Raw genomic sequence first — 17,120 nt, forward strand, 5'->3', positions numbered from 1 at the left:
GGCGGCCTCACTCCGCGGCCGCGTCGAGCAGCGCTCCGGTCCGTGCGGCCCATCGCGGGCGGAACGCGTAGACGCAGACCAGCCTGAGGAGGCTCGCGCGTTCGTAGAGCCGAAGTCGTGACCGGTCGTACCCTCCTGCCGAGGTGACCCCGGCTATCGCACGGGTGACGGCCGCCGCCTCGGCGGGCGACCAGATCCCCTGCGCGCGCCGCCATGTCGCATGGGCGGACAGGTTGCCGAGATCGAGTTCGCGCTCACCACGGCAGGCCGTATCGACGTCGAGGAGACCAGGACCGGCAGCCTCATCCCACATCAGCTGCTTGTCGTGAAGATCGCGGTGCACCGGCCCCCACCGCAGCGGGCGAGCGGAAGCGCGCAGCTGCATGGTCACCTCGGCGAGGAGCGCATCGAAGCGCTCGGCGAGTCCGCCGAGCAGACCGTCGGACCGGTCCCGCCAGTCCTCGAGGACACCGGCCTCATCGTCGGCCGTGTGAGTGGGCATCGAGTCCGGAAGCGCCTGTGCGTCCGCGCGGTCCCATGCGCCGAGGCAGTCCGTCCAGGCCCGCTCCCAGTGCGCGCCGAGTGCCCTCGGGTCGTGGAGTTCGACCCCGGGGACCCGAGAGAGGAGGACGGTCGCATCGTCGGCATCGAGCACCCGCGGCAGGGTGAACCCGGCGGCGAAGGCGAGGGCCCTGTCCTGCCCGGCGAGGATCGCCCCGGCCTTCCCGCGGCGCACGCATTTCGCGAAGGTGCCGTTGGCGAGAGCGACGACGGCTCGACGTCCCGGCCGGTGGGAGACGAGCCGGTTGCCGCGGGCGGTCGGGCCGTCCAGGAGCCGCGCGAGGCCGGGGAGATCCGGGTCAGTGCCGGCCGGCAGCAGTGTCACTGCCGCGGTGGGCGGTGCTGTCGGTCGGGTGCCGACGGGTGAGGGTTCGCGGGAACCGGAGTGCGATGGTTCACGGTTGTCGCCGAGCGGTGTCTCTCCGGTGCCGGCATGCGGTGTCGCTCGAGTGCCGACGTGCGGGGTGCCCCGGGGCGTCGGGTCGAGGAACCCAGCGCGGATGCCGTCGGCTGTCGTCGCTTCGAACGCGATGCGGCCCTTCTTCGCCGGCCACGACCGGCGGATGTCGACCTCGGTCCCGTCGATGCGGATGGTCGCGGGGATCGGTGCGGAGCCGGGCCGAGTGCTGACAGTGGGCTGAGGCTGCTTCTCCAGCGCCTCCTCGGCGAGGTCGAGGTGCCGTTCGGTGTGCTCGCGCCAGGCGGGACGGCAGGTGCGCCAGGGCTCGACCGCAGTGAGGAGCAGCGCCCAGGCTGCCCAGATGTCGGTTCCGGCGATCCGTGGCGGACGCGCTGTGGTTGCGACCACCTCCTCCTCCGACGCCGCCTCCCCGGTGCCGGTGTCAGGGGCGGCGTGCGACACGGTGCCAGGGACGGGGCCCAGCGCAGCAGCACCGTATCCGCGGAGGAATCCGGTCTCCAGCCTCCGCCCGGCGGCGTCACCGCGCAGGCGGCACGCCGCGATCCACCGACCCAGGTCCATGCCGATCGGTCCGACGCCGGCTCGATCGAGGTCGATGATCCGGAAGTCCCCGCCGCCGACGAGGATCTGGTCCGGACTGAGGTCACCGTGGATGTCGGAGAGTTCCGTGAGAGCCCCATTCCGGTCGGTCGAGCTCAGCTCTGCGGCGATGGTGCGTGCGAGTCGTCCCGCGCGTGCGACCTCGGCATCGGGAAGCAGCCGGCTCAGCGTGCCCACGGTGTCATCGAGCATCGCAGAGGCATCGCCGACGGTGAGAGCACCCGCATTCGGCGCCCCCGCACGGTCGACATCGGCAACAGTGCGCCGGTCGACCATGGCGACAGTGCGGTCGTGAGAGCCGGCGACGCTGCGGCGGTGGAGGGCGGCGATGGTGCGGCCGACCGCCTCGGCGATCTGCGCATCCGGGTGCCCGGCGAGGTCGCCATCGCCCCACCACGGCGAGCGCACTGCCGTGGCATCCGCGCCGAGGCGGGTGACGGGCAGGGTGGGCAGCCCACGCCGCTGCCAGTCCTCGGCGGCGGTGAGCAGCCGCTGGTAGGGGTCCGTGCCGATCCGCACGAATTCGCCGGCGTGTTCGAGGAGGAGGCGCCTGGCCGGGTTGTAGCCGACGACGGTGCACGCGTCGAGGTCGAGGTCACCGCGCACCCGCGCGAGCGATGCTCCGAGCTTCGGATCCCCGAGCACTCCCCCGCTGAGGAGGGTGAACTCGCGTGCCTCCGCGGGCCGGTCCCGTCCCGGCGCGGCATCGTCAACCGCCGACGCGGCGTCGTGAGCTGCCGACGCAGCGTCGTGACCTGCGAACCCGCCAAGGTCCGTGACGATGGCGTGGACGTGCAGGGGCTGACTGCGCCGATCCGCCCGCCGCCGCAGGTTGGCCAGCTTGTCGGGGTCGCTCATCACCGTCGCCCAGCCCCATCCGGCCAGGCCGGGCACGTCGTCCCGCCGCCAGGCGACGATGGCGCTGCGACCGGGCTTGACGCGCAGCCGCACGGGCCGGGCGGCGAACCCGAGCAGTCGACTGAGCGCCGCCGCCTCACGCAGGTGATCGAGGAAGGGGATCCCCATGCCTGAGGATGCGTCGACGGACGCGGCCGCCGAACCGGCCCGTGCCGTCGGCGTCGCGGCAGCAGCGAGGGCTGCGTCGACCGCGGTCATCGGCGGACTCCGGTTCCCACGACCGGACGGTGCTCCGGCGGTGCGGGGTGAGCGGTCGGCAAGTGCCCGGTCACGGTGCCCGACGCGACGGGGGCGTCCGCCTCGGCGCTCTGTTGCGGGTTCGCTTCCTCCGCCTGATCGCGCAGCCATGCCGCCACCCGCGTCGTGGGATCGGCCGCGAGCTCAGCCGGTGAGCCGTCCTCGACGATGCGGCCGTCCTCGAGCCAGACCACGCGGTCGAGGCCGCGGACCATCGCCGCGTCGTGGGTGATGACGATGCCGGTGCGCCCCTCGGTGAGATCCCACAGCGCCTCCGTCACCTGCGCCCGGGTCGCCGGGTCGAGGCCCGTGCTCGCCTCGTCGAAGACGACGACCGGGGCCGACCGGACGAGGGCGCGCGCGATCGCCAGGCGCTGCCGCTGCCCACCGGAGAGCGTGTCCCCGCGGTTGCCGAGCACCGTGTCATAGCCTTCGGGCAGCTCCCGGATGAACTCGTCGGCGCGGGCGGCACGGGCCGCCGCCTCCACCTCGGCGTCGGTGGCGTCGAGGCGACCGTAGCGGATGTTCTCCCGCACGCTGACGGCGAAGAGCACCGACTCCTGGAGGAGGACGGAGACGTTGCCGCGCAGGGACGCACGCGTGACGTTGCGCGTGTCGTATCCGTCGAGGTAGATGTGCCCGGCATCGGGCTGGCTGAGGCGGAGCAGGTAGCTCGTCAGCGTCGACTTGCCGGCTCCCGAGGCACCGAGGATGCCGATCCTCTCCCCGGCGGGGATGAGCAGGCTGAGGTCGTCGAAGAGGCGACGGCCGTGTCCGTCGCGGGAGGTCACGCCGTCGAAGACGACATCGCCGGCGACGGGTCCCATCGTCACCGCATCGGGGCGGTCGTCGATCTCGATGGGTTCGTCGAGGAGGTCGGCGATGCGCTCCCCCGAGGCGGTGGCCCGGGCGATGCGGCCCGTGTACTTCGCCATGTCGCGCAGCGGCTTCATCGCGATCTTGAGGTAGAGGAGGAAGAGGACGAGGTCGCCCGGGGTCATCGCCCCGCGCAGCACCTGGTAGCTGCCGAACGCGAGGACGAGGGCCTGCGAGACGCCGACGAGGACGTCCGTGGAGCGTTCGAGACCCGCGGCCAGCCGGCGGGCGCGCACCCCGGCTTTGAGCGCGCGTTCGTTGCCGTTGGCGAATTCGGTGGCCACCGTCCCCTCGAGTCCGTAGGCCTGGACGACGCGGATGGCGCCGAGCGCCTCGGCGGCGGATCCGACGAGGTGGCCCTCGCCTTTGCGCGTCGACCGGGAGGCGGTGGTGATCTTCGGGGTCGCGACCCGGGAGAGCAGCCCGTAGACGACGGCGGTGGCGAGGACGATGGCCGAGAGCACCGGGTCGAGGACGACCATGACGACGAGGAGGACGGCGAGGGTGATGACGTTGCCGACGAGCGGCAGCCCCGCGGTCACGGCGACCTCCTGGAGGCGGCCGATGTCGCCGACGAGGCGCTGCGAGGTGTCCCCGATCGACGCCTTCGAGTGGTATTTCAGCGACAGCGCCTGGACATGGTCGAAGACCCGGGAGCGCAGCTGGGTCGCGACCCGCGCGCCGACGAGGGCGAAGCAGATCGTCGAGGCGTAGTTCGTCACCGCGCGGCCGGCGACGATGACGGCGAGACCGATCGCCGCGGCCACGAGCGTCGTCGCCACCCCGGAGCCGATGCCGAGGCTCGGGGCGATGTCAGCGCCGAGGGCGGCGGTGACGGCGTCGACGGCGATCTTGATCGGCCACGGCTCGAGGATGCGGAAGACGACGTCGGCGAGCAGCGCGGCGAGGCCGGCGAGGATGAGCCACCTGTGCCGGCCGAGGTGGGGGCGGATGATCGTCAGCGTCCGCTTGAGGGCGCTGGCGCTCGGAATGGTTCGGGACGTCATGCGGTCTCCACGAGGACGGGGGCGAGGATGTCACGGCACCGGCTCTCCCAGGAATGGCGGGCGATCGCCTCGGCGCGGGCGGCCCGACCCATCCGCGTCCGCCGGGCGGGATCGTTCAGGAGGGTCTGCAGCGCCGCGGTGAGTGCGGCGATGTCGTCGGGGGCGACGAGGATTCCGGCGTCCGTGCCGGCGAGCAGCTCGGGGATCGATCCGACCCTCGATGCGACGGTGGGCACCCCGGCGGCGAGGTATTCGTAGATCTTCAGCGGCGAGAAGTAGTTCGGGCCGGCCGGGTACGGGGCGACGGCGATGTCGAAGCGCCGCAGGTGGGCGGGCACGTCGGCCGGGGCGACGACACCGTGGAAGGTGATGCGGGTTCCCAAGCGGAGGCGCTCGGCCTGGGCGGCGAGCGCCTCGGCCTCAGGTCCGTGTCCGACGATGTCGAGGTGGAACGGCCCGTCGAGGTCCGCGCACGCCGCGAGGAGGCGGTCGGTGCCGTGCCACGGTTTGAGGGTGCCGACGAAGCCGATGCGCACGGGTGCCTGAGCCGACGGGACAGTGCCGCGGACGGCTGGGTCGGCGTCATGGACGGCGGTGTCGGGGGTCCCGGGCGCGATGCGGTCGGTGTTGACCCCGTTGGGGACGACGACCACCTCGGCGAGTCCGGGATAGTCGCGCCGCACCCAGTCGGCCACGGCGTCGCTCACGCACACGATCCGCGCGGCCCGCCCGAAGCTCGCGGCGGTCGAGCGCTGCGCATGCTCGGTGTGGACGAGTCCGCGGTGGGTGCGCTGCTCCTCGATGAGCGGCGCGTTGACCTCGAGGATGAGGGGAACGCCGAGGCGGTCGCTGAGCGCCGCGCCCGCGGTCGAGAAGAGCGAGTACCGCTCGTAGACGAGGTCGAAGCCCCCGCGGGTCGCGACGAGATCGGCGAGCAGGTCGGAGACCCGCAGCAGCGCGATCTCCCGGCAGCCCCGGTCGAGGCCCGGAGGCAGGTCGAGGCGGACGACCTCGAGGTCGGCGAGGTCGCCGGGCATCGCGTCGTCGGTGCGGGTGCAGAACACCGTGACCTCGTGGCCGAGCCGGCGGAAAGCGCGGATGACCTCTTGGGCGTGGACGCTCGCGCCCTTCGTGCCGAAGATCCCGATGCCGGGGTCGAGGAGGATGTAGGCGATTCTCATGAGGCACGCTCCCAGGCGTCGAGGGTGTCGCCGTCGAGGGCTGCACCGTCGCAGACGTCGCCTCCGGGGGCGTCGTCGCTGCGGTCTGGTGCCGTCACGGCGGAGACGGGAGCCTCGCCCCTGCCGATGAGGGCGGCCAGCTCGGCGGCCTGGACTCGGGAGTCGTGGAGGGCGCACACCCGCGCCCGCGCGGCATCGGTGACGGAGGTCAGCGAGGCGGGGTCGGCGACGGCCCGCCGGACCACCTCGGCGACGGCGGCGGCGATCGCGGTCGGATCGGTCCCGTCGACGAGCCACCCGGTCTGACCGTCGCTGACGATCTCGGGCACAGCGGTGACGTTGCCGGCCACGCAGGGGATGCCGGCGGCCATGCCCTCGAGGAGGACGGTCGGCAGTCCGTCGACGTTGCCGTCGGAGCCGTCGACGAAGGGGGCGACGAGGACGTCGTGGGTGTCGAACATCTCCCGCACCTCCTGCTGGGTCAGGGCGCCGTGCAGCGTCACGGCGTTGTCGAGTCCGAGTCCGCGCACCTGAGCGGCGAGGTCGGCCTCGAGCGGGCCGGTGCCGACGAGGTCGAGCCGGACCGGCAGCCCCGTGTCGCGGAGGACGGCGAGTGCGGAGAGGAGATGGCCGAAGCCCTTCTTCTCGACGAGGCGGCCGACGGCGAGCAGCGCGGGGACCTCCGCCCGGTCCCGGTGCGGCCGGTACGGGAAGCGGTCGAGTTCGAGGCCGTTGCGCACGACGGTGATCCGCTCGGCGAGCTCGGGCCCGAGGGTCCGGGCGAGGTAGTCCCGGTTGAAGTCGCTGATCGCGATGACATGGTCGGCGGACGCGGTCTTGCGGGCGAGGTCGGAGGCCTCGACGCTGTTGTGGAAGATGTCCTTCGCGTGCGTCGTGAACGAGTACGGGATGCCGGTGAGCTGGGAGGCGGCGCGGGCCACCGTCGTCGACACCGAGGCGAAGTGCGCGTGCAGGTGGGTGACCCCGTGCTCGCGAGCGAGCCGGGCGACGGTGAGCGCCTGACCTGCGTCATCGTGGTCGAGGGCGAGGAGTTCGCCGAGGTGGTCGGCGGCACCGGCGGCGATACCGGGATCGGCCGTCGCCTCCTGCCAGACCTCCCAGAAGCCGCGGGCGCTCGAGGAACGTCCGACGTGGACGACGGGGGCCTTGACGCGGGCGAGCTCCGGGTGGAAGCGCGCGTCGGTGCAGGGGCGCAACGAGAAGATGACGATGTCCTCTCCGGCGGCTTCCCGGGCGAGGATCTCGGAGACGATGAACGTCTCGGAGAACCGGGGGTACATCTTGAGGACGTAGCCCACGCGCGTGTGGGGGTTCGCCACGGTCAGGGCGGTCTCAGACGGCACAGCGGACCTCCTCGGTCAGCGTCGGACGGGAGTGGGCGAGCGCGGAGACGGCGGGCACGGCGGCGGCATCGATGAGGTCGGCGGCGAGAGCGGCCACGGTGCGCAGACCGTCGCGGTCGATGTGGTCCCGGGACGACTGCGTCCCGGCGCGGCGGGCGAACCACGCGGTGAGGAACTCCGGTATCGCCTCGTTCAGGTCGCAGGTGTCGAGGGCTCCGGCGGCGGCGAGCGCCGCGGCCCGCCGGGGCTGCTCCTCGCGGTGGCCGACCCGGGGGACGACGAGCGCGGGGGTGCGGGTGGCCATGACCTCCGAGAGCGTGTTGTAGCCGCCCATGCACACGAGTGCCGCAGCGCGGGCGATGAGTCCGGGCATGTCGGCGGTATGCCGGAGGATCTGTGTGTCCGGGCGGGCGAGGTCGCGCAGGCGCTCGACCTCGGGCAGGTCCATCTGGGGACCGACGACGACGAGGTGGGTGTGCCCGGGCGGCGGGGTCGCGGCGATCGCGCGTTCGGCGAGGCCCGCCCCGTCGGAGCCCCCGCCGAGGCAGGTGAGAACGAAGGGCTCATCGGCGTCCGGCAGCCCGGTGAGGGTCGCGGCCTCCTGCCGGGCGAGCGCGAGGTAGCCGGTCAGCGTCGCGATCTCGGCGAGTTCAGCAGGAACCTCCCCGGTCGCGCGGGGATCGTAGACGGCGGCATCGCCGTAGACCCAGACCTCGTCGAAGGCCGCGGCGACGCTGCCGGGGCCGCCGACTCGCTCCCACTCGGCGGCGATGACGGAGGGGGCGTCGAGGACCTCGCGGAGGCCGAGCACGGTGCGGGTGCCGCGGGCGCGGACGTGGTCGATCACCTCGGCGAGCTCCCCGGCGACGCCGAAGGGGTGCCGGTCGACGATGAAGAGGTCGGGCTGCTGCTGGTCGAGGACGGCGGTGATCGCCGCCGACCGCAGACTGCGCAGTCCGTCCATCGTCGCCGCGAGCGCCCGCGGCGCATAGCCGCCGGGGGCAGGGGTGACGCCGGGGAGGATGACCCAGTCCCACCCAGTGGGCAGGTCGAAGCGGGCGGCCTCGGGACTGCCGGCGATGAGGAGTCCGCTGACGGGACGTCCGGTGCGCTCGGGCAGCTGCGCGGCGAGCGCGAAGGCGAGCGCCCGATTGCGGCGGAGGTGCCCGAGTCCCAGTGAGTCATGGGAGAAGAGCGCGATTCTCAGGTTCTCTGTCATGGTTCCCAGCTTCGTCGCTGAGATTAAGGCCGAGATGAGACGCAGATGAGAACCGTCTTAGGAACGTTCTCCGAGGTGGGAGGGCCGAGAAGGCCAATCGATGGGATCAGGAGACTTGTTTCCAGTGGGTGCCCACAGGTTTCGCGGTGCCGCTCAGTCGACGCGGTAGCCGAAGCCTCGGACGGTGGTGACGAAGTCAGAGCCGAGCTTCTTGCGCAGGTAGCCGACGTAGACGTCGACGACGTTGGAGCCGGGGTCGAAGTCGAAGCCCCACACATGGGACAGCAGCTGTTCGCGGGAGAGGACGTTGCCGCGGTTCTTCAGCAGGATCTCGGCCAGTGAGAGTTCGCGGGCGGAGAGGTCGACGACGCGCTCGCGCACCCAGACCTGCCGGCTGAGCAGGTCGATGCGCACGTCCCCGCGCACGAGCTCGGTCGTCGGCGCCTCCTGCACGGTCTCCTTGAGGCGCAGCCGGATCCGGGCGAGCAGCTCACCGAAGCGGAAGGGTTTGATCATGTAGTCCACGGCCCCGGATTCGAGGGCGTAGATCGTGTCCTCGGCGTTGTCGCGGGCGGTGAGGACGAGGACGGGCAGTGTGGGGCGCTGGTCGCGCAGCTGCTCGAGGACGCTGAAGCCGTCGAGTCGGGGCAGGCCGATGTCGAGGACGAGGAGATCGAAGTCCCCGGTGATCGCAAGGTCGCGTCCGGTGAGGCCGTCGGCGGCGATCTCCGTGCTGAAGCCCGCGGCACCGAGCCCCTTGGCGATGAACGAGGAGATGCGCGCTTCGTCCTCGACGACGAGGATTCTCTTCACTGGCGTCCTTTCGGCAGGGTGAGACGGAACTGGGCTCCCACCTCGGTGGGGTCGAGGGTGACGGTCCCGCCGTGGGCGCGGGCGATCGCGTCGACGATGGAGAGGCCGAGCCCGAACCCGTCGCCGTCGGCGGTTCCGCGGTTGAAGCGGTCGAAGATCTCGTCGGCGATCTCGGCGGGCACGCCCTCTCCGTCGTCGCGGACCCAGAGGTGGACGTCGGCGGCGTCCTCGGAGGCGCCGAACGTGATCGTCTGGCCGGCCTCGGTGTGATCGACGGCGTTCGCAGCGAGTTGGAGGAGCGCCTGGGTCAGGCGCTGGCGGTCGGCGGTGAGGACCGGGAGGTCGGTGATCTCGACCTGCCAGTTCCGCGGACCGAGCCCGGTCGCCTTCGCGAGCACCCCGTGGAGGAGCGCGGAGACGTCGACGGATTCGGGGCGGACGAAGTCGGGACGGCGGGACCGGGCGAGGACGAGGAGCTCCTCGACGAGCCGTGTCATCCTGTCGGTCTCGTCGAGCAGGAGTGCACGGGTCTCGTCGACATCGGCGACGTCCTCGGAGTTCATCGTCTCGAGGTGTCCGCTGAGGATCGTCAGCGGGGTGCGCAGCTCGTGGCCGACGTCGTCGAGGAAGCGGCGCTGGGTCTCGAAGGCCGCTTCGAGCCGATCGAGCATCGCGTTGAAGGTGCGTCCGAGTTCGGCGATGTCGTCGCTGCCGCGCGTCTCGAGCCGGTTGCTCAGGTCGCCGCCGGAGATCGACTGCGCGGTCTGACGCAGCTGGGTGACCGGTGAGAGGAGGCGGCGGGCGAGCACGGAGGAGATCCCGGAGATGATGAGGGCGGCCAGCAGCGCGACGATGACGTAGATCTGCATGAACTGGATGAGGTCGGCGCGGCTCGCGGTGACGTTGTGGACGACGACGAAGGAGCCGTGTTCGCTCGCCGGCGGAGGTGCTCCCCCTGCTGCGTCGTTCGCCGAGGCGACCGCTGAGACGGGGAGGACGTAGCCTTCGTAGTCGTTGCCCTCGATCTGCAGTTCGATCTCCCCGCCGTCGGTCGCGACCCGCGACACCGCGTCTTCGAGGGCGCGGGAGCCGCCGAGGAGGGTGTCCGGTTCGCCCTGGTAGAGGACGCGGCCGTCGCTGAGGTAGGCGAAGAGGGATTCGTAGGAATCCGGCTGGTTCTGGGCGAGGAACTGGCTGAGCATCTGGTCGACCGAGGTGAACGGCTGACCGGTCTCGGGGTCGACTCCGGTCTTCGCGAACGACCGCATCTCAGCGACTTCCTGATTCATCGACCCGGAGATCCGGTTCGAGACGTTGTTCGACTCGACGGAGTAGAGCACCACGCCGACGATCGTCAGGGCGAGGACGGAGAGGACGGAGACGGCGATCGTCAGTCGGTTCTCGACGGTGAGTCGGATGCGACGATCAGTCGTCGTCATCGTCACCGCCGTCATCGTCGTCATCATCATCGTCGCCGTCGTCGTCATCATCGTCGTCGTCGTCGGCATCGTCATCGCCGTCGTCGCCGTCGGCGGGGACTTCGCGCGGCGGGTTGGGAGCGGGTTCGTACGAGTGCTCGATCTGGCCGGAGCCGCTGCCGCCTCCGCCGTCGGCGCGGCCGGCATTGTCGCCTCCGGCCCCGGCACCGGATCCCCCGCCTCCGGATTCGGTGCCGTCATCGACGGAGGTGTCCGGGTCGCCTTCGGCCGCTGCCGCACCGTCGGGAGCCGCGGACTCCGCAGAGTTCGGCGAGACCTGGATCGGGGTGAGGTCGGGGGTCTCGGACTGCGAGGTGCTGCGCACGATGATGAACGCGAGACCGGCCAGGACGACGACGAGTCCGGCGACGACCGCGCTGAGCACACTCGATTGCTTCCCCACACCATCAACCCTGCCCAAGGCGCACGCGCTTTGTCGAGCGATCGGCAATGAGAGTCTTCTTAGTCAGCCGGAGTTCATCGTCACAGGCGGGCAGGTCTTAGGCGCGCAGATGGAGGGCGTGCGATACTGAGAGCGCCCCGAATCGAGCCTCACCGAGGAGCCCCCATCAGCGAAGACCGCCGTCCCGACGACGAACTCGCCCGACCGGCTGCCGACCCTGCCGCGGGGTCCGAGGCAGCGGCGACTCCCGAATCCGAGACGCAGGAGTCAGAGGCGCGGGATTCGGAGACGCGGGCACCTGAGGCGCAGGCCCCGTCCGCTGAGGGCACCCGCAAGGAGAACCCGTGGGCGGCGATCACGCCCTGGCAGGGCAGAGCCAAGCCGCTCGACAAGTTCCTCCTCTTCATCATCATCGGCGTGCCCGTCATCTACCTCGCCCTGCTGCCGCTGCGGCCGTGGATGCTCGTCAACGCACCGGTCCTCCAGGAGTTCATCAACGGCGCGAAGACCGCGATCGTCGCCGCCGGGGCCTATGCCGCCGTCGGGGAGATCCCGCTGTGGCTCGTCATCGTCGCCGGGTTCGTCGGGATGGTGAAGTTCAACTGGGCGTTCTGGCTCGCCGGTCGCCGGTGGGCCGACGGCGTGCTCCGTCTCTTCGCCCAGAACGATCGCCAGCTGGCCCGCATCGAGCGCCTGCGCTCGATTCCCAGTTGGGCGCTCTTCCTCATGACGATGATCGCCCGCTGCCCCGGTGTGCCGGGCACCCTCGTCTACATCGTCGCCGGGTGGACGAGGATGCGGTTGTCGCTGTTCCTCATCGCCGACTTCCTCGGGTGCCTGATCTTCACGCTCATCTGGACGATCCTCGGCTATCAGCTCGGCGAAGCGGCCGTCTCCGTGCTCTCCGTCATCGACAAGTACTCGCTGTGGGTGACCTTGGCGCTCATCGCCGGCATCTTCGTCTTCGCCGTCATCAAGGAGAACCGCAAGGCGAAGTCGCAGGACTGAGCCTGTTCACGGCCCGAGGCTGAGGAACGTCTCCCGCATCCGCTGCGGGTCTGCGGTCATCCCGCTGAACAGTGCGAAGGCGTCGACAGCCTGATTCACCGCCATGCCCGACCCGTCGAGGGTGCGGCAGCCGATCGCGCGGGCGTCCCGCAGGAGCTGAGTATCCAATGGGAGGTAGACGACATCGGCGACCCACAGCTGCGGCCGGAGCAGCGCCGCATCGACGGGACTGCCCGGGTGGGCGCGCATTCCCACCGGGGTGGCGTTGACCAGCCCGTCGGCGACCGACAGAGCGGGCCCGATCTCGCCGAGGGCGACGACCCGCACAGCGTCGCCGACGTCCGCGGCCAGTGCCCGCGCCCGCTCCTCGCTGACATCGGCGATGACGAGTTCGCCGACTCCCGCCGCTGCCAGCGCGAAGGCGACCGCCCTCCCGGCACCACCGGCCCCGATCTGCACGACGCGCTTCCGGTCGGCTCCCGCGAGGCCCGCATCGAATCCGCGGGCGAAACCGGTCACGTCGGTGTTGTGGCCGCGAGTGCGACGGTCGCGGTCGATGACGACGGTGTTGACCGACCCGATCCTCCGCGCCTCTTCGGACACCTCGTCAAGAAGGCTGATCACCTCCTGTTTGAACGGGTGGGTGATGTTGAGCCCGTCGAACCCGAGGCGGATCGCCGCGGTGAGGAGATCCTCGAGAGACGCCGAGGCGACGGCGGGCTGGGCTGTGTCGACAGCACGGTAGATCGTCGGAACACCTAGACGAGCCCCTTCGAGCTCGTGCATCCGCGGTGTCCGCGACGCTGTGATGCCGTCGCCGATGAGGCCGAGCAGCAGGGAGCGGACCGGGGTTGTCGCAGGCAGGGGCATGGTCACCTCGGGAGTCGGGCGGCGATGGCAGCCGCAGTGGTCGTGAGTTCTGGTGTGAGAGCGACAAGATCCTCGAGTGAGCGCCGGAAGACCGGGGCGGCCAAGGCCAGTGCCGCGAGCAGCCGTCCGTCGAGATCGAGGACGGGGACGGCGACCGCGTTCATGCCGATGTCATTCTCCTCCGATTGTCCGGCCCAACCGTGTGAGCGCACTTCGTCGAGCCGCTGACGCAGCTGACCGGGGTCGGTGATCGATCGCGGGGTCCGCGCACTGAGGTCGAGTCGCTCGATGGACGCATCACGGTCGGAATCGTAGGCGAGCATGATCTGGCCCAGGGACGAGGTGTGCAACGGCGAATAATCGCCGGGATCGGTTGTCGTGCGGAACTGGGGGCCGTCGACAGCCACCACCGTGAGTGCCGCATCACCCCGGCGCACGGACAGGATGCTCGATTCGCCCGTCGAGACGGTGAGCTCGCGGAGGAGGTCCTTCGTGGCACCGTCGAGTCCACGACGGTGCGCGACCTTCTGACTGAGCCTGAAGACCTCGATGCCGAGCGTGTAGAGCTTCGAGTGCGCATCGAATGATGCGTACCCGGATTCGACGAGGCCCCCGAGAAGTCGATAGGCGGTGCTGAACGGGTAGCCCGTGATCTCAGCGGCCCGCGCGGCACTGATCCCGTCGGAGAATTCGCCGAGGAGTTCGAGCATCTCGAACGTCTTCGTCACGGAGTTCGATCCTTTGGCCGGCATCTGCGTGCCCCTCCTCGTCTGCTGAGCTGACGACTGCGCCATTGACAGTCGGTGTCGCCTCGGTCACACTGTAATCCATAATGTAACAGCAACTGCCATATTGTGGCAATACAACAATGCGAGGAAGCATGGCACACGCGATCGGCGAAGCTCGCCCGACTAAGACTCCATTGCGAGCGGCGCTGTCCAGTTGGACGGGTTCAGCGCTCGAGTACTACGACTTCGCGGTCTACGGGACCGCGGCGGCCCTCGTCCTCAATGTCCTCTTCTTCCCCGAGTCGACCGAGCCGGGAATCAGAATCCTCCTGGCCATGGCCACCGTCGGCGTCGCCTACGTCGTCCGTCCGCTCGGCGCCCTCATCATGGGTCCGCTCGGCGACCGGTACGGGCGCAAGTTCGTTCTCATGCTCACGCTGTTCATGATGGGCATCTCGACGTTCATCGTCGGCTGTCTGCCGACCTACGACCAGGTCGGCATTCTCGCTCCCATCCTGCTCGTCCTCTGCCGCATCGTGCAGGGACTCTCCGCGTCGGGCGAGCAGGCGAGCGCCATCTCCGTCTCCCTCGAACACGCGGCGGAGACCAGACGGTCGTGGACCACGGCATGGACCCTGCATGGGACGCAGTTCGGCACTCTCCTCGCAACCGCGGTCTTCATCCCCTTCACCGCTCTCCTTCCCGACGACCAGCTCTTCAGCTGGGGATGGAGGGTGCCGTTCTGGTTGTCAGCCGTCGTCGTCCTCACCGCCTGGCTGATCCGCCGGGGCCTCGAGGAACCGCCGGCGTTCAAGGCGGCACGGCCCAGCAGCCCACCGCTGCGGGCGGTGTTCACGTGGCACAAAACCGCAGTCCTGCGCGTTGCGGCGTGTGCGATGGTCAACACCGTGAATATGGTCTTCACCGTCTGGTCGCTGTCGTTCGCCACCTCGATCGTGGGACTTGAGCGCTCGACGATGCTCCTCGTGTCGGTGACGGCCAACGCGGTCGCGCTCCTGGCGATTCCCGTCGCGTCAGCCCTCGCCGATCGCGTCGGCCGCAAGCCGGTCTTCATCATCGGTGCGCTGTGCTCCGGGCTGATGATGTTCCCCTATCTCGGGGCCGTCTCGGCTGGCAACTGGACGCTCATCTTCGTCACCGGCGCGCTCATGGCCGGAGGCTTCTACTCGATGGCCAACGGCATCTGGCCGTCGTTCTACGCAGAGATGTTCCCGACATCCGTCCGCGTCACCGGCCTCGCCCTCGGCACTCAGATCGGATTCGCCGTCTCGGGCGGCCTGGCTCCGGCGCTGGCCTCGGCTGTCGCCGGTGCGTCGGGAGAGAACTGGGTGTCCGTCGCCGCAGTCACAGCCGGAGTGTGCCTCCTCGTCGCCCTGGTCGCGTTGACTGCCGGCGAGACCAAGAACCTCTCGCTCACCGACATCGATGAACTGCACGAAGCGCGGGCCGGGGTCTCAGCAGAACCGCCGGCCCGGACGAAGGAGGAGAAGTGAGGACATCGATCGCCACCGTCTGTCTGTCCGGAACTCTCGAGGAGAAGCTCCGGGCTGCGAGTCGCGCAGGATTCGACGGCGTCGAGATCTTCGAACAGGATCTCATCGTCAGTCCCCTGTCACCGGAAGCGGTCCGGGAACTCGCCGGCGATCTCGGCATCACCCTCGATCTCTACCAGCCCTTCCGAGACTTCGAAGGCGTCGACGAGGAGCAGTTCGCAGCCAATCTCGACCGGGCACACGCGAAGTTCACGCTCATGCGACGCCTGGGGATCGGCACCATGCTGCTGTGTTCGAACGTCGGCACGGCGACGATCTCCGACGACGCCGTCGCAGCGGGGCAACTGCACCGCCTCGGGGACCTCGCCGCGCAGTTCGACATCGATGTCGCGTACGAAGCGCTTGCGTGGGGGCGATTCGTCTCCGAGTACGACCACGCCTGGCGGATCGTGGAGCGAACGGACCATCCCCGCATCGGCACCTGCCTCGACAGCTTCCACATCCTCTCCCGCGACACGGACCTCGACCTCATCGCAGAGATTCCCGGCGAGAAGATCTTCTTCCTGCAGCTTGCCGACGCTCCCGCGCTCACCATGGACGTCCTCAGCTGGTCACGGCATCACCGGGTGTTCCCCGGCGAAGGGGCCTGGGACCTGCCGGACTTCCTCGCTCGGGTGGTGGACAGCGGCTACCGCGGCCCGGTGTCGCTCGAGGTGTTCAATGATTCGTTCCGGCAATCCGATACCGACCGCACGGCCGTCGACGGCCTGCGCTCGCTGCGATGGCTCGAAGCGACGACCGCGGACCTCCGCGCCGCCGCCGTCGCTCCGGCGCACGGAGTCGTGACCGACGGGGAGCAATCCCGTCCCAGTGGTGCCGACGGCTCCCGTGACCGGGGACGGATCGACCTGCGTCAGCTGCCCGAGGTCGCCGAGCCGCACGGCGTGGACTTCGCCGAGATCTCCACGACCGATCTCGGGGCGGTCACCCGTCAGCTTCATCAGCTCGACTTCCGCTTCACCGGGTATCACCGAAGCAAACCACACGTCCAGCTGTGGCAGCGCGGGAGTGCACGCATCATCGTCTCCGAGATCGACAGCGCCTCGACCGTCCACGCGCTGACGTTCCTTCGCGGCATCGGCTTCTCCGTCAGTGATGCGGAAGCCGCCATGGACCGCGCTTCTCTCCTGCTCGCCGCCGAAGTGCCGAGGAGGCAGACGCACGATGACGCAGTCCTGCGCGGGGTGTTCGCACCCGACGGGTCTGAGGTCTTCTTCCACACCGACCGCGGAGACACCCCTGGGTGGACGGCAGAGTTCGGCACCGTGAGCGACGACCGCCGGTCCGCGATCGACCACATCAACCTCTCGCAGCCCGCACAGCACTTCGACGAGGCGGTCCTCTTCTACACCTCGCTCCTCGACCTCCGAGCCCAGACCGCTCAGGAGTTGCCGAGCCCCACCGGCCTGGTTCGCTCCCAGGTGATGTCGAACGCGGACGACTCCGTGCGCATGCCGCTCAACGTGGCACCCCAGGCAGCCACCGGATCGAAGCTCGGCGGTCTCTCGCCGACCGTGGCCGCCCAACACCCCGAACACATCGCGATCTCCTGCGACGACATCTTCGACGCCGCCTCGACCGCGAGAGCACGCGGCCTGGACTTCCTGGTCATCCCCGACAACTACTACGACGACCTGGACGCACGATTCGCTCTGCCCGCGGACCTGCTCGCGCGCCTGCGCGACCATCACGTCCTCTACGATCAAGACGCGCACGGTGAATTTCTCCACTTCTACACGTCGACGACCGGTGCCGTCTTCTTCGAGATGGTGCAGCGAACGGGCGCGTACTCAGGGTTCGGAGCTCCGAACGCGCCGGTGCGCCTGGCGGCCCAGCATCGCCTCAGCTCTCCCCTCTGACCC

13 protein-coding genes are annotated in these 17,120 nt (G+C 70.0%); 3 read left to right on the top strand and 10 right to left on the bottom strand.

Going from position 1 to position 17,120, the window contains the following annotated elements; all coding sequences use genetic code 11:
• Nucleotides 1–7: 7 nt before the first annotated feature.
• The 8 genes from ACFQ91_RS02180 to ACFQ91_RS02215 form a co-directional block, all read right to left on the bottom strand.
• A complete protein-coding gene (locus ACFQ91_RS02180; RefSeq protein ID WP_211978724.1) occupies nt 8–2,698 on the bottom strand; it encodes a hypothetical protein in 2,691 nt (896 codons plus the stop codon).
• Complete coding sequence (locus tag ACFQ91_RS02185) at nt 2,695–4,620, bottom strand: ABC transporter ATP-binding protein (RefSeq protein WP_211978723.1); 1,926 nt, start codon at nt 4,618–4,620, stop codon at nt 2,695–2,697. The genes ACFQ91_RS02180 and ACFQ91_RS02185 overlap by 4 nt, the downstream gene beginning before the upstream one ends.
• Nucleotides 4,617–5,801 (bottom strand): glycosyltransferase family 4 protein, encoded by a 1,185-nt coding sequence (locus ACFQ91_RS02190; protein WP_211978722.1) that lies wholly within the window; start codon nt 5,799–5,801, stop codon nt 4,617–4,619. The genes ACFQ91_RS02185 and ACFQ91_RS02190 overlap by 4 nt, the downstream gene beginning before the upstream one ends.
• Nucleotides 5,798–7,165: a glycosyltransferase family 4 protein gene (locus tag ACFQ91_RS02195; RefSeq protein WP_232623708.1), complete on the bottom strand. Its 1,368-nt coding sequence runs from the start codon at nt 7,163–7,165 to the stop codon at nt 5,798–5,800. Before ACFQ91_RS02195 ends, ACFQ91_RS02190 begins: the two co-directional genes overlap by 4 nt.
• Nucleotides 7,155–8,384, bottom strand: coding sequence for a glycosyltransferase family protein (locus tag ACFQ91_RS02200; RefSeq protein WP_198499699.1), 1,230 nt, complete (start codon nt 8,382–8,384; stop codon nt 7,155–7,157). Before ACFQ91_RS02200 ends, ACFQ91_RS02195 begins: the two co-directional genes overlap by 11 nt.
• A gap of 153 nt (nt 8,385–8,537) precedes the next feature.
• On the bottom strand, nt 8,538–9,197 hold the full coding sequence (locus ACFQ91_RS02205; protein ID WP_137825808.1) for a response regulator transcription factor: 660 nt from the start codon (nt 9,195–9,197) through the stop codon (nt 8,538–8,540).
• Complete coding sequence (locus ACFQ91_RS02210; RefSeq protein WP_232623709.1) at nt 9,194–10,711, bottom strand: HAMP domain-containing sensor histidine kinase; 1,518 nt, start codon at nt 10,709–10,711, stop codon at nt 9,194–9,196. The genes ACFQ91_RS02205 and ACFQ91_RS02210 overlap by 4 nt, the downstream gene beginning before the upstream one ends.
• A complete protein-coding gene (locus ACFQ91_RS02215) occupies nt 10,623–11,078 on the bottom strand; it encodes a hypothetical protein (RefSeq protein WP_198499700.1) in 456 nt (151 codons plus the stop codon). The genes ACFQ91_RS02210 and ACFQ91_RS02215 overlap by 89 nt, the downstream gene beginning before the upstream one ends.
• A 417-nt stretch (nt 11,079–11,495) precedes the next feature.
• Here ACFQ91_RS02215 and ACFQ91_RS02220 point away from each other — a divergent pair, with 417 nt between their 5' ends.
• On the top strand, nt 11,496–12,086 hold the full coding sequence (locus tag ACFQ91_RS02220) for a DedA family protein (RefSeq protein WP_232623710.1): 591 nt from the start codon (nt 11,496–11,498) through the stop codon (nt 12,084–12,086).
• Nucleotides 12,087–12,092: 6 nt separating this feature from the next.
• Here the strand turns inward: ACFQ91_RS02220 and ACFQ91_RS02225 are convergent, their stop codons facing one another.
• Complete coding sequence (locus tag ACFQ91_RS02225) at nt 12,093–12,956, bottom strand: shikimate dehydrogenase (protein WP_198499701.1); 864 nt, start codon at nt 12,954–12,956, stop codon at nt 12,093–12,095.
• Nucleotides 12,957–12,958: 2 nt separating this feature from the next.
• A complete protein-coding gene (locus tag ACFQ91_RS02230; RefSeq protein WP_232623711.1) occupies nt 12,959–13,684 on the bottom strand; it encodes an IclR family transcriptional regulator in 726 nt (241 codons plus the stop codon).
• Between the two features lie 152 nt (nt 13,685–13,836).
• Here ACFQ91_RS02230 and ACFQ91_RS02235 point away from each other — a divergent pair, with 152 nt between their 5' ends.
• On the top strand, nt 13,837–15,198 hold the full coding sequence (locus ACFQ91_RS02235; protein WP_198499703.1) for an MFS transporter: 1,362 nt from the start codon (nt 13,837–13,839) through the stop codon (nt 15,196–15,198).
• Nucleotides 15,195–17,117, top strand: a complete 1,923-nt coding sequence (locus ACFQ91_RS02240) for a bifunctional sugar phosphate isomerase/epimerase/4-hydroxyphenylpyruvate dioxygenase family protein (RefSeq protein ID WP_198499704.1) — start codon at nt 15,195–15,197, stop codon at nt 17,115–17,117. Before ACFQ91_RS02235 ends, ACFQ91_RS02240 begins: the two co-directional genes overlap by 4 nt.
• Nucleotides 17,118–17,120 lie beyond the last annotated feature (3 nt).

Origin of the sequence: Brevibacterium sp. NPDC056726 (assembly GCF_042790515.1) — a bacterium.
GTDB lineage: Bacteria > Actinomycetota > Actinomycetes > Actinomycetales > Brevibacteriaceae > Brevibacterium > Brevibacterium sanguinis.

Excerpts from the sequence above, each read along its gene's own strand:
- ACFQ91_RS02180 (WP_211978724.1), bottom strand. The coding sequence starts at position 2,698 with ATGACCGCGGTCGACGCAGCCCTCGCTGCTGCCGCGACGCCGACGGCA.
- ACFQ91_RS02235 (WP_198499703.1), top strand. The coding sequence starts at position 13,837 with ATGGCACACGCGATCGGCGAAGCTCGCCCGACTAAGACTCCATTGCGA.
- ACFQ91_RS02185 (WP_211978723.1), bottom strand. The coding sequence starts at position 4,620 with ATGACGTCCCGAACCATTCCGAGCGCCAGCGCCCTCAAGCGGACGCTG.
- ACFQ91_RS02210 (WP_232623709.1), bottom strand. The coding sequence starts at position 10,711 with ATGACGATGCCGACGACGACGACGATGATGACGACGACGGCGACGATG.
- ACFQ91_RS02225 (WP_198499701.1), bottom strand. The coding sequence starts at position 12,956 with ATGCCCCTGCCTGCGACAACCCCGGTCCGCTCCCTGCTGCTCGGCCTC.
- ACFQ91_RS02200 (WP_198499699.1), bottom strand. The coding sequence starts at position 8,384 with ATGACAGAGAACCTGAGAATCGCGCTCTTCTCCCATGACTCACTGGGA.
- ACFQ91_RS02190 (WP_211978722.1), bottom strand. The coding sequence starts at position 5,801 with ATGAGAATCGCCTACATCCTCCTCGACCCCGGCATCGGGATCTTCGGC.